Annotated in this window: 13 protein-coding genes; 6 read left to right on the forward strand and 7 right to left on the reverse strand. The window is 59.4% G+C overall.

The features are described 5' to 3' along the window. Window positions 1-73: 73 nt before the first annotated feature. Complete coding sequence (locus ACZZ0A_RS16815; RefSeq protein ID WP_007908583.1) at window positions 74-1,150, forward strand: 3-deoxy-7-phosphoheptulonate synthase; 1,077 nt, start codon at window positions 74-76, stop codon at window positions 1,148-1,150. Window positions 1,151-1,210: 60 nt separating this feature from the next. On the opposite strand, the gene ACZZ0A_RS16820 is transcribed toward ACZZ0A_RS16815, so the two are convergent. Then, window positions 1,211-1,492 carry a GNAT family N-acetyltransferase gene (locus tag ACZZ0A_RS16820; protein WP_003226804.1) on the reverse strand — a complete coding sequence of 94 codons (282 nt, stop codon included), beginning with the start codon at window positions 1,490-1,492 and terminating at the stop codon, window positions 1,211-1,213. A gap of 640 nt (window positions 1,493-2,132) precedes the next feature. On the opposite strand from ACZZ0A_RS16820, the gene oprI reads away from it, so the two are divergent. Then, window positions 2,133-2,384 carry an outer membrane lipoprotei OprI gene (oprI, locus tag ACZZ0A_RS16825; protein WP_003199355.1) on the forward strand — a complete coding sequence of 84 codons (252 nt, stop codon included), beginning with the start codon at window positions 2,133-2,135 and terminating at the stop codon, window positions 2,382-2,384. Window positions 2,385-2,510: 126 nt separating this feature from the next. Here oprI and ACZZ0A_RS16830 read toward each other — a convergent pair whose 3' ends face one another. From ACZZ0A_RS16830 to ACZZ0A_RS16840, 3 genes are all read right to left on the reverse strand, one after another. Then, a complete protein-coding gene (locus tag ACZZ0A_RS16830; protein ID WP_007950157.1) occupies window positions 2,511-3,482 on the reverse strand; it encodes a L,D-transpeptidase family protein in 972 nt (323 codons plus the stop codon). Between the two features lie 180 nt (window positions 3,483-3,662). After that, window positions 3,663-3,956 carry a hypothetical protein gene (locus ACZZ0A_RS16835; RefSeq protein ID WP_007908575.1) on the reverse strand — a complete coding sequence of 98 codons (294 nt, stop codon included), beginning with the start codon at window positions 3,954-3,956 and terminating at the stop codon, window positions 3,663-3,665. A gap of 57 nt (window positions 3,957-4,013) precedes the next feature. Beyond that, the gene (locus ACZZ0A_RS16840) at window positions 4,014-4,619 is read right to left on the reverse strand and encodes an arylesterase (RefSeq protein WP_007908573.1); all 606 of its coding nucleotides are present in this window, start codon (window positions 4,617-4,619) and stop codon (window positions 4,014-4,016) included. 10 nt (window positions 4,620-4,629) lie between these two features. On the opposite strand from ACZZ0A_RS16840, the gene ACZZ0A_RS16845 reads away from it, so the two are divergent. The 3 genes from ACZZ0A_RS16845 to greB are packed head-to-tail and all read left to right on the forward strand — an operon-like array spanning window position 4,630 to window position 8,349. Continuing rightward, complete coding sequence (locus tag ACZZ0A_RS16845) at window positions 4,630-5,313, forward strand: ABC transporter ATP-binding protein (RefSeq protein ID WP_007908572.1); 684 nt, start codon at window positions 4,630-4,632, stop codon at window positions 5,311-5,313. Beyond that, the gene (locus ACZZ0A_RS16850) at window positions 5,313-7,817 is read left to right on the forward strand and encodes an ABC transporter permease (RefSeq protein ID WP_463543483.1); all 2,505 of its coding nucleotides are present in this window, start codon (window positions 5,313-5,315) and stop codon (window positions 7,815-7,817) included. Before ACZZ0A_RS16845 ends, ACZZ0A_RS16850 begins: the two co-directional genes overlap by 1 nt. A 34-nt stretch (window positions 7,818-7,851) precedes the next feature. After that, window positions 7,852-8,349 carry a transcription elongation factor GreB gene (gene greB / locus ACZZ0A_RS16855; protein WP_123375521.1) on the forward strand — a complete coding sequence of 166 codons (498 nt, stop codon included), beginning with the start codon at window positions 7,852-7,854 and terminating at the stop codon, window positions 8,347-8,349. Between the two features lie 6 nt (window positions 8,350-8,355). On the opposite strand, the gene ACZZ0A_RS16860 is transcribed toward greB, so the two are convergent. The 3 genes from ACZZ0A_RS16860 to ACZZ0A_RS16870 all read right to left on the reverse strand — a co-directional run bounded on the left by ACZZ0A_RS16860 (window position 8,356) and on the right by ACZZ0A_RS16870 (window position 10,882). Continuing rightward, window positions 8,356-8,664, reverse strand: a complete 309-nt coding sequence (locus ACZZ0A_RS16860) for a hypothetical protein (protein ID WP_007908569.1) — start codon at window positions 8,662-8,664, stop codon at window positions 8,356-8,358. A gap of 249 nt (window positions 8,665-8,913) precedes the next feature. After that, complete coding sequence (locus ACZZ0A_RS16865; protein ID WP_007908568.1) at window positions 8,914-9,348, reverse strand: DoxX family protein; 435 nt, start codon at window positions 9,346-9,348, stop codon at window positions 8,914-8,916. 112 nt (window positions 9,349-9,460) lie between these two features. Then, on the reverse strand, window positions 9,461-10,882 hold the full coding sequence (locus tag ACZZ0A_RS16870) for an MltF family protein (RefSeq protein WP_007950156.1): 1,422 nt from the start codon (window positions 10,880-10,882) through the stop codon (window positions 9,461-9,463). A 236-nt stretch (window positions 10,883-11,118) separates the two neighbouring features. Between ACZZ0A_RS16870 and ACZZ0A_RS16875 the strand changes: the two genes are divergently transcribed. Further along, on the forward strand, window positions 11,119-11,925 hold the full coding sequence (locus tag ACZZ0A_RS16875; protein WP_463543484.1) for a TatD family hydrolase: 807 nt from the start codon (window positions 11,119-11,121) through the stop codon (window positions 11,923-11,925). The last annotated feature ends 18 nt before the right edge of the window (window positions 11,926-11,943 follow it).

Raw genomic sequence — 11,943 nt, forward strand, 5'->3', positions numbered from 1 at the left:
CGCGCTTAAATCTGCTGTGCTCCGCCGCGCGGGGATCGCTGGCGGCCGGCACCCGTGACCTGACGAGTAAACGATGGCTGATTTACCGATCAACGACCTAAACGTCGCCTCTAACGAGACCCTGATCACTCCCGATCAGCTCAAGCGTGATATCCCTCTGAGCGATGCTGCCCTGCGCACCGTCACCAAGGGTCGCGAAGTCATTCGCAACATTCTTGATGGCACCGACCACCGTCTGTTCGTAGTGATCGGCCCGTGCTCGATCCACGATATCAAGGCTGCCCACGAATACGCCGATCGCCTCAAGGTGCTGGCTGCGGAAGTTTCCGACACCCTGTATCTGGTCATGCGCGTATATTTCGAGAAGCCACGCACCACCGTCGGCTGGAAAGGCCTGATCAACGATCCGTACCTGGATGACTCGTTCAAGATTCAGGACGGTCTGCACATCGGTCGTCAGTTGCTGCTGGATCTGGCCGAAAAAGGCCTGCCAACCGCGACCGAAGCCCTCGACCCGATCTCCCCGCAATATCTGCAGGACCTGATCAGCTGGTCGGCCATCGGCGCGCGTACCACCGAATCGCAGACTCACCGCGAAATGGCTTCCGGCCTGTCCTCGGCAGTCGGCTTCAAGAACGGCACTGACGGCGGTCTGACTGTGGCGATCAACGCCTTGCAGTCGGTGTCCAGCCCGCACCGTTTCCTTGGCATCAACCAGGAAGGTGGCGTGTCGATCGTCACCACCAAAGGCAACGCCTACGGTCACGTGGTGCTGCGCGGCGGCAACGGCAAGCCGAACTATGATTCGGTCAGCGTGGCCCTGTGCGAGCAGGCGCTGAACAAGGCGAAGATCAAGCCGAACATCATGGTCGATTGCAGCCACGCCAACTCCAACAAGGACCCGGCCCTGCAACCGCTGGTGATGGAGAACGTCGCCAACCAGATCCTCGAAGGCAATCAATCGATCATCGGCCTGATGGTCGAGAGTCACCTGAACTGGGGTTGCCAGGCAATTCCAAAAGACCTCGCCGACCTGCAATACGGCGTGTCGATCACCGATGCGTGCATCGACTGGTCCGCCACCGAGAACACCCTGCGCAGCATGCACGCCAAGCTCAAGGATGTTCTGCCGAAACGCCAGCGCAGCTGATACGCGCTTTACAGGCATAAAAAAACGCCGGGCAATGCCCGGCGTTTTTGTGTGTGCGATTCAGATTTTGGCGGCGCGGCGCTGATGACGTTCCATGTAGCGCTCGACGTAGGAGCATGACGGGATCACCGTGTAGCCCATTTCTTCGGCGTACTGCAGCGCGCTTTCGGTCAGCGCTGCGGCAATGCCACGGCCACGCAGGGCGTTGGGCACGAAGGTGCGATAGATATCCAGGGTCTGTTTCCCCAGATCCATATAGGTCAGGTAGGCACGATGACCGTCCACATTGGTCTCGAACTGATGACCAGCCTGGTCATGGTGGATGGACAACGCCTCGCTCATCACTACTCCTCGCGGGTCTTGAATTCTGACCCCTACCTTACCGATGTTTTTCCGGCGAAGGAACATCTACGCCACCCCGTGCCTGATGGACACCGAGAAGAGCCACACCGATCTCGCGCAACCTGGCACCTGATAAATAGTAGGCACCATTGGCAAAAATGCTCAAGGTACGCTCGTCATCAAGCGGGTTGACGGGGGGTTGCTCCGATGGACGCAGAGGTGATTGGGGAGAAGATCTTCCCGGGCCACTCACCTGAACATTGCCGGATGTTGAGACTTAAGACGTGCAGCCTTTTTTAAAGTCACCTCAACATGGACAAAGATAAGCGAAGCAGCGCGCAAAATCGGAACAAAAGTGTGGACGAATTCATCTAGACAGACTTTAGCCAAGACTGCAAAAACAGCACGTGGCAACGGGAACTTTTTCTCATTAACTCGCTCAGCTCGGGGCTTGCAGCTGGGTATTTTTTAAGCAGTGCAGTTAAAAGTTGCTCGAAAAAGAATCAACGCCTACAATTTTTTTTGCTTCTTGCCTTACGTCAGTTTACTTACTACAAGTAATGGGTAGTATGTACGCCGGCTATTTCCTCAATCGTGAGGAGACAGCCACTTAATTTGAAAGTCCTTGAAGGGGAACACGATGAACAACGTTCTGAAATTCTCTGCTCTGGCTCTGGCCGCAGTTCTGGCTACCGGTTGCAGCAGCGCATCGAAAGAAACCGAAGCACGTCTGACCGCTACTGAAGACGCAGCTGCTCGCTCCCAGGCTCGTGCAGACGAAGCTTACCGTAAAGCTGATGAAGCTCTGGCTGCTGCTCAAAAAGCACAACAGACTGCTGACGAAGCTAACGAGCGTGCTCTGCGCATGCTGGACAAAGCTAGCCGCAAGTAATAATCCCTCGGGATTGTTATCAAGCCGACCCGATTTTTCGGGTCGGCTTTTTTGTGCCCGATGCTTTTCCCCGGGCAATAAAAAACCCGCCGACGCTACACGCATCGGCGGGTTTTTGATCTCGACTTACTGCTGCAAGTCGATCGGTGTGTTCGAGACTATCGGCGCCGAGGTATTCGGCGTGCCGATTTCAGTTGGCAGACCATCTTCAGCCGCGACCACATCACGCACCACATCCCAGTTCACGCGCAGGTTACTGGTGACGTCTTCACGCTTGAGCATCGCATTGATCACGGCAGTGTGCTTGTCGACCACCGACGGGTTGCCCTTGTCGTCGATTGGTGTGTGCGCTTCCAGATAGACCTTGCCGCCACTGCTGCCGAACTTGTAGGCATCGTTGAGGATGCGCACCGAGGTACCGACCGGGACCATGCTGGCCATTTCCAGCACGTTGTTGTTGAACATGCGGAAGCAGCCGTGGCTGGTGCGCATGCCGATACCGAATTTCTTGTTCGAACCGTGGATCAGGTAGCCCGGCGTGCCCAGGGTGAACTTGAACGGACCCAGCGGATTGTCCGGGCCGGCCGGCACTACGTTCGGCAGCGGGTCGCCGTCAGCGGCGTGTTCAGCCTTGATCGACGCTGGAGGCGTCCAGGTCGGGTTAGGCGTCTTGGCGGTGATCGAGGTGTGCGCGATCGGCGAACCCCAGCCCTCACGACCAATACCCAGCGGGAACGTGTACACCACGTTCTTGCCTTTCGGGAAGTAGTAGAGGCGGTATTCGGCGAGGTTGATGACGATGCCTTCGCGCGGGCCCGGCGGCAGAATGAAACGGGTCGGCAAGACGATTTCGGTGCCGGCGCCCGGCAACCAGGCATCGACGCCCGGGTTGGCCGCGACCATTTCCGAGTAACCCAGATCGTACTTCGTGCCCAGATCGGCGAAGGTGTCTTCGTACTTGGCTTTGATCACCTGCACCTGACCGATGATGTCTTCACCGGGTGGTGGCAGGGGAAACTCCAATGCAGCAACGGGACCGGCCACACACAGGGCGGCAAGTGACAGGCAGCGGGTGACGGCAGGAAAGCGCGGCAACATCCGGAAAATCCTTCGCATGATCAACAAGGGTATAAAAGCGCGATTGTACACCGCACTTTGAATATTCGGGGAGCCACGCCGATGGACCGTGCTGAATGCGAAAAGATCGCAGCCTTCGGCAGCTCCTACAGGATTACGCGAACCCATGCAGGAGCTGCCGCAGGCTGCGATCTTTTGCTCTTAAAGCTCGAAACGCAGCTCCGGCCAGATTGGCGAAGTGCCGCGCTTCTGCGACTCCAGAATCGCCCGGCACAGCGAGCACAGGCGCTGATCCTGAAACACCCGGCGATCCACGCTCGACCAGCGCGGCTGCGCCGGCAGCAGACTGCCGCACAGGGTGCGATCGGCCGAACCACCGAGTTCGAGTTGCCGGGTCACCAGATGCACCCGCACTTCCTGGCAGGCGAACAGATCCAGCTGCTCGTCAGGCTCGATCAGTTGGTAGGCAAACAGGGACCAGGCAGAACGCGACATCGGGGGCTCCAAATAAGGGGGCGCCACATTAGCCGAAAGCCTGCCCTTAGAAAAGCCTCATAACAGCGGTTTTAGCGTCGGCCAGACATTTTCCAGCAACTTGCCCTGAGCCCCGGCCGCCGGGTGCAGACCATCGGCCTGCATCAGGTCTGGATGACCGCCCACGCCGTCGAGGAAAAACGGCACCAGAGGGATCTTTTTATCGTCGGCGAGTTTGCCGTAGACCTCGGCAAAAGCATCGGTGTAGCGCTTGCCGTAATTGGGCGGCAGTTGCATGCCGAGCAACAGCACCTTGGCCCCGCTCTGACGCGAGCTGTCGATCATCGAGGCAAGATTTTGTTGCAATTGATTTGGCGGCATTCCGCGCAAGCCATCGTTGCCACCCAGTTCGAGGATCACCAGTTCCGGCTTATGCTCTGCAAGCAGCGCCGGCAGCCGTGCCTGGCCTCCGGCACTGGTGTCGCCACTGATCGAGGCATTGACCACTTTGTCGTCGAAACCCTCCTGTTTGAGCCGTTGTTCGAGCAACGACACCCACCCCAAGCGGGTATCCAGTCCGAAACCGGCGCTGATACTATCGCCAACGATCAGGACAGTACCCGCCGCTGCGTTCTGGGCCATGCACATCAAGGCCAGGCCAGCACTCAAAAACCACACACGCATCGGATTCTCCATGGGCGCAAGCATTCTCACCGCGAAGAACCTCAGCAAAGTGGTTCCCAGCGCGGAAGGTGAACTGACTATCCTGCACGAACTCAGCCTGGAACTGAACAAGGGCGACAGCCTCGCCATCGTCGGCGCATCCGGTTCAGGCAAATCCACCCTCCTCGGCCTGCTCGCCGGTCTCGACCTGCCGAGCAGTGGCGAAGTCATTCTCGCCGGGCAAGGACTGAGCAATCTTGATGAAGACCAGCGCGCACGCATTCGTGCCGAGCATGTCGGTTTCGTCTTCCAGTCTTTTCAATTGCTCGACAGTCTCAACGCACTGGAAAACGTCATGCTGCCGCTGGAACTCGATGGCCGCAAAGACGCCCGTGAACGCGCGACCGAATTGCTCCAGCGCGTCGGACTCGGCCAGCGCCTCACGCACTCGCCGCGCCAGCTCTCCGGTGGTGAGCAACAACGTGTTGCGATCGCCCGTGCGTTTGCCGCCGAGCCCGATGTGCTGTTTGCCGACGAACCGACCGGCAACCTCGACAGCCACACCGGTGAGCGCATCAGCGATCTGCTTTTCGAATTGAACAAGGAACGCGGCACCACCCTGGTGCTGGTGACCCACGACGAACGCCTGGCCCATCGCTGCCGGCGCCTGATCCGTCTTGAAGCCGGGCTGTTGGTCGCCCCTCTGGAGCCTTGATGGCACGTTTGCCGCTGTTGCGTCTGTTCAGTCTCGCTATACGCCAACTCCTGCGCGATGCCCGCGCCGGTGAATTGCGCGTGTTGTTCTTCGCCTTGGTCGTTGCAGTAGCGGCGAGTACCGCCATCGGCTATTTCGGTGCCCGACTGAATGGCGCGATGATGCTGCGCGCGACCGAGTTCCTCGGCGCCGACCTGGTGCTTGAGGGAAGTTCGCCAGCACGCGAAGAACAGATCAGAAGCGGCACCGAGCTGCGTCTGAAGCATGCGCAAGTGGTGGAATTCTCCAGCGTCATCGCCACCGACAACGGCATTCAGCTGTCGAGCATCAAAGCCGTCGACCGCGCCTATCCGTTGCGCGGCGAACTGAAGAGTGCGCCAGCGCCCTTCGCCACCGAAGAACCCGGCGGTGAACCGCAACCCGGCGAAGCCTGGGTCGAAGCACGCCTGCTGACCGCACTGGATCTGAAGATCGGCGACAGCATCGATGTCGGCATGAAGACATTGAAAATGACCCGCGTGCTGACCTACGAACCGGATCGCGCCGGCAACTTTTACAGCCTCACGCCGCGGGTGATGATCAACCTCGACGACCTCGCCGCTACCGGCGTCGTGCAACCCGGCAGCCGCGTGAGTTACCGCGAACTGTGGCGCGGTGAACCGCAGGCGCTGGAAACCTATCGGCAACTGATCAAACCCGGGCTCGCCGCGAACCAGCGGATTCAGGATGCGCGCGATGGCAACCGGCAGATTGGCGGTGCACTGGGCAAAGCCGAGCGTTATCTGAACATGGCCAGTCTGGTCGCCGTGCTGTTGGCCGGTGTCGCGGTGGCGTTATCGGCCAACCGTTTTGCCAGTCGCCGTTTCGATGCCAGTGCGTTGTTGCGTTGCCTTGGTCTTTCGCGCCGGGAAACCATGGTGCTGTTCAGTCTGCAGTTGACCGTGCTCGGGCTGCTCGCCGCACTGAGTGGTGCATTGCTCGGCTGGTTGGCGCAACTGGGTTTGTTCGCGCTGCTGCATGATTTGTTGCCAAGCAATGTACCCCCGGGCGGGCTGTTTCCAGCCATCGCCGGGATCGGCACCGGGCTGGTGGCGTTGGCCGGTTTCGCCTTGCCGCCGCTGGCCGCATTGGGTCGCGTGCCGCCGCTGCGGGTGCTGCGCCGCGACATGCTGCCGATCCCGTCGAGCACGTGGATGGTTTATGGCGCCGCGTTGGGTGCGCTCGGTTTGATCATGTGGCGCCTGAGCCTCGATCTGCTGCTGACATTCGCCCTGCTCGGCGGTGGCGTGGTCGCCGCGTTGGTCTTGGGTGGTTTGCTGCTGTTGTTGCTGCAAAGCTTGCGGCGGATGCTCGCCCGAGCTTCGCTGCCATGGCGCCTGGGCCTGGGCCAGTTGCTGCGCCATCCCTTGGCAGCGGCCGGTCAATCGCTGGCATTCGGTCTGATTCTGCTGTCGATGGCCTTGATCGCCCTGCTGCGCGGCGAACTGCTCGACACCTGGCAAAACCAGCTTCCGAAAAACGCTCCCAACTATTTTGCTCTGAACATCCTGCCAGCAGACAAACAGGCGTTCACCGATCACCTGATCAAAGTGTCCGCGCAAGCCGCGCCACTGTATCCGGTAGTGCCGGGACGATTGATCAGCATCAACGGCGAAGCCGTGCAGCAAATCGTCAGCAAGGATTCGGCGGGCGACCGCGCGGTTCAAAGAGATTTGAGTCTGACCTGGGCCGCTGATTTACCGGCGGGCAACAAGCTCACTGCCGGTGAGTGGTGGAAGGATCAGCCGACCGACGATGTTCCCGGGGTATCGGTAGAAGGCAAAGTCGCCGAAAGCCTCCAGCTCAAACTCGGCGACCACATGGTGTTCAGTGTCGGCGGGGTCAATCGCGAGGCGAAGGTCACCAGCCTGCGCGAGATCAACTGGGACAATTTTCAGCCGAACTTCTTCATGATCTTCCAGCCTGGCACTTTGAAGGATCTGCCCGCGACCTACTTGACCAGTTTCTATCTGGCTCCGGGTCATGATCAGCAGATCGTCGAACTGTCGCGAACCTTTCCCGCTGTGACCATTCTTCAGGTCGAAGCGCTGCTGGAACAACTGCGCAGCATCCTCGCCCAAGTCACCCTGGCCGTGGAATATGTATTGTTGTTTGTTTTGGCAGCGGGCATGGCCGTGCTGTTTTCCGGCTTGCAGGCGACGCTCGATGAACGCATTCGCCAAGGCGCGCTGTTGCGTGCGCTGGGGGCGGAGCGGCAGTTGCTGATCAAGGCGCGGCGTATCGAGTTCGGTTTGCTCGGTGCGGTCAGCGGTTTGCTCGCAGCGATCGGTTCGGAAGTGGTGAGTCTGGTGTTGTATCGCTACGCGTTCGATCTACCGTGGCACCCGCATCCATGGTTGCTGGTGCTGCCGTTGATTGGCGCGGCGTTGATTGGTGGCGCCGGCGTATTCGGAACGCGCCGGGCACTCAATGCAAGTCCACTGACAGTGTTGCGTGAGGGTTGATAGACTCAGGCGGTCTTAATCACAAGAAGTTGCCATGAGCCGTTATCGCCCTCCCCGCCCCGCCGGCACCGCGCTGATCACCCCTGAGGGTGAAGCGCGGATGCGCGCCGAATTCCATGAGTTGTGGCATGTGCGCCGCCCGCAAGTCACGCAATCGGTCAGCGAGGCGGCGGCTCAGGGCGATCGCTCGGAGAACGCCGAATACACCTACGGCAAGAAGATGCTGCGCGAGATCGACAGTCGCGTGCGCTTTCTCACCAAACGCCTGGAAGCATTGAAAGTCGTCAGTGAAAAACCCAGTGATCCGAACAAGGTCTACTTCGGCGCGTGGGTGACCATCGAAGACGAAGAAGGCAAGCAATCGCGCTACCGCATCGTCGGCCCGGATGAACTGGATCTGAAACTGGGCCTGATCAGCATCGACTCGCCACTGGCCCGCGCCTTGATCGGCAAGGCGCTGGATGCAGAAGTCCGGGTGCAGACGCCGACGGGTGAACAGTTCGTTTACATCGTCGCTATCGACTATCCGTAAAGCGTATCAGCGTCGGGTGATCAAGCCCTGCCGCGCAACGCGGGTCAGTTGCTTGATCATCTCCGGCGCATCCTCAACGCTCGGCGCTTGAATCACCGCCAGATCAAAGCTGTCACTGGCAAAACGCGCCAGCGACTCGCCGTCTTCAACGAACTGGATCAGGAACGCGGCAGGACCGCCGCTGCGACGTGGCCAGCCATCGAGATAACGCAACAGCGTCGGCTGATGTTTGCCGCCAAGGAGAATTTTCGGGTTGCGCTGGGTGATATGTGCCGTGATCGGCGCGGGACGTGCTGGAGGGCGTAGTGCATTCATCGTGTCGTGTCTCTGCCTCAAAAGTCTGCATGGCAGGTGAGAGGCAACACCGAACCAGCGCTTTAGCGGTATTTCGAAGCCCTGTTCCGGCTTCTGACGGCAACTGTTGAAGTCACCTGGCGCCCCGCAAGTAGCTGTTTAAATCGGCGCATGGGCAACATCCTAGAGAACGTGACCGATCAGTGTCAAGAATCAGCCGCAACAAAAAAAGGCCCGCACAATGCGGGCCTATTCCTTGAGCCAGAGCGCTTAGCCGGCGATGGCGCGGTCCACCGAGAGCTTGCCGGCGCCTTCGATCAGGACGGCGAGGCTGCCACCGAGCAGGGCCAGGGCGAACTCGTAACCGTTGTTGGCCATAAACAGACCGTTGCTGATGTGTACGGTGAAGATCGCCACCAGCGACAGGAAGGTCAGGCCCAACGCCGCCGGACGCACCAGCAGGCCGATGATCAAGGCCAGGCCGGCGAAGAACTCAGTACCGCCCGCCAATGTGGCCATCAGGTAGCCCGGGTGCAGGCCAATGCTGTCCATGTACTGCGCGGTGCCTGCCAGACCATACCCACCGAACAGACCGAAGAGTTTTTGCGAGCCGTGCGCAGCGAAGATTACGCCGACCGCAATGCGCAGGATGGTCAGACCGTAGCCGGCGCGGGTGAACAGTACTTTGTTGATCAGAGAGCTCATGGGGCATTCCTTGTTTTTGCGAGAAGTTGTGTGTGTTGGTTGGCCGCTATATTAATCAGTAAAATTCATGTTAAAAGCGCAAATATTCCGCCATAACAATCAGTTTATTAGATCATTTCCGTGAGACGACTTTTTGCGCCCCGGGCTCCAACGACTCCCGCTCCCGGTCGAACGCCAAGTAATACTTGTTCACGCTATTAACATAGCTGACCGGCCCCATTCCTACCTGCTCCATGGCAATGCGCTCGACCTGGAAGAACCACTGGTTGGGATTCAGCCCGCGCCGCCGGGCCTCGGCGCGCATGCCCTGCACGCGCTCGGGGCCGATGTTGTAGGCCGCGAGGGTGAAGGCCATGCGCTCGCGCTCGTTGAGTTTGGGGCTGTTGAAAAACTTGCGGCGAATCATCGCCAGGTACTTGGCCCCGGCCTGCACATTCGCATCGAGATTCTGAATATTGCTCACGCCGACTCGCTGAGCGGCGGAAGGCGTGATCTGCATCAGCCCCGTCGGGCCGCTGCCGCTACGGGCGTTGGGTTGCAGGCGTGATTCCTTGAACGCCAGTGCGGCCAGATTCAGCCAGTCCATGTTCTGCGCGGCGGCGTGCTTTTGCAGAGTCGGGCGCAGTTTTTCGAGACGCTGGCGATCGGCCTTAGCCAACGGATTGTGGACTTGGTACAGGCGTCGATAGATGCGCAAAAACGCAGCATCTTCGTTCGAGGGTTTCTTGTAACCGCCGAGGAAGCGGTCAATGCTTGCACGCAACATTGCGGCGTCACGGCGCACGAACCAGTACTCCTCGCCCGGCTCGCTGATGATCAGTTGCCGGTCAAAACGCAGCTTCGGCAGGATCTTGCCCCAACGCTCGGCGATAGGTTGCTCGACGATGGTCAGGTGAAAAATCCCGCCCTGAACCATCTCCAGCACATCTTCGACCGCCAGGGTCGGATCGACCCATTCGATCTTGATCGGCGCCAGTTTGTGCAACGCCAGTTTCTGATTGAGCTGACTGACCGCCTCCCCCGCCGCACTGCCGGTGGGCAACGCGAGGGTTTTGCCGGAAAGTTGCTCGACCTTGGTGTAGCGTCGCTCGCCCTTGATCCCGACCAACACCAGCGGCACGTTGCTGGCGACCGGTTCGCTACTGGCCACGGCATAGCCAGATTGCAGATCGAGCAATTCACCCGGTGCGACCAGATCACCTTCGCCACGCTGCAAGGCGCCGAGCAATTGGTCCTTGGCTTTGGGAATGATCTTGAGGGTGATTTCCTGGCCATCGCGAGCATGGCCATTGAGGTATTGCTCGAAGGCACGCAGGCGATGGTATTCGACGCCGATGGCCTGGCCCTGAACTTCGCCGGAGCTGTTGCGGCTCTGGTTGACCAGCACGCGCAATACGCGGCTGCTGCGAATCTCGGACAAGTCCCGCACCTTGGCCGCCGGCACGGCTTGCAACGGCCCGGGCAGGCGCGCAACCGCCGTCATCGGCAGTAGCAACGATCCACACAACAGGAGCAAAACCGAGGGACGAACCATCCACTCTCCGGAAAGAATACGGGGCAATTTCATCTCTGAAAGATCGAAATCACCGACAAAAACAGAGCGCTTGGAGCGCTGGCAAAGTGCGAGAGACTGGCACAGTAATGGCACTTCTGCCAAACCGGGCTGCGTCGCGGCATCAAAAGACAGCTATAACTCGTTGTAGTTCTTGGCTTTTCTTATGAATCTACAGCTCTGGTATGCTTTCCGGCCTTCGGCCCGAGGTAGCAACCATGCAACTCATCGATATCGGCGTCAACCTGACCAACCCCAGTTTCGCCGACAAACACCAGGCCGTGCTTGATCGCGCCTATGCGGCCGGGGTCTGCCAACTGGTGCTGACCGGCACCAGCGTCGAGGGTAGCGAACAGGCTTTAGAGCTGTGCCAACAGCTGGATGAAAGCGGTCAACGGTTGTTCGCCACCGCCGGTATCCATCCGCATTCGGCCAGCGACTGGAACGCCGATAGCGCCCGACGTTTGCGCAGTCTGTTGCAAGAAAAAAACGTCGTCGCCGTGGGTGAATGCGGGCTGGATTTCAACCGGGATTTCTCGCCGCGCCCACAGCAGGAAAAAGTCCTCGAAGAACATTTGGCGTTGGCCGTTGAACTGCAATTGCCGGTCTTCCTGCACGAGCGCGATGCCAGCCAGCGCCTGATGGAAATCCTCAAAGTCTTCCGCGATCAACTGCCCGCCACTGTGGTGCATTGCTTCACCGGCGAGCAAAAAGCCCTGTTCAGCTACCTCGATCTGGACCTGCACATCGGTATCACTGGCTGGATCTGCGATGAGCGTCGGGGCACGCATTTGCATCCGTTGGTGAAAGAGATCAAACGCGGGCGCCTGATGCTGGAAAGCGATGCGCCGTACCTGCTGCCGCGCACTCTGCGACCGAAACCAAAGAATGGGCGCAATGAACCGGCGTATCTGACTGAAGTGCTGCGCGAAGTGGCGTTGCACCGCGGCGAAACCGAGGAAGATCTGGCGGCGCACACCACCGCGTGTGCCCGCGCGTTCTACAACATGCCCACCCTCTCCTGACACACTGGAATCCAATGT

It is taken from the genome of Pseudomonas sp. AC242 (assembly GCF_979258655.1).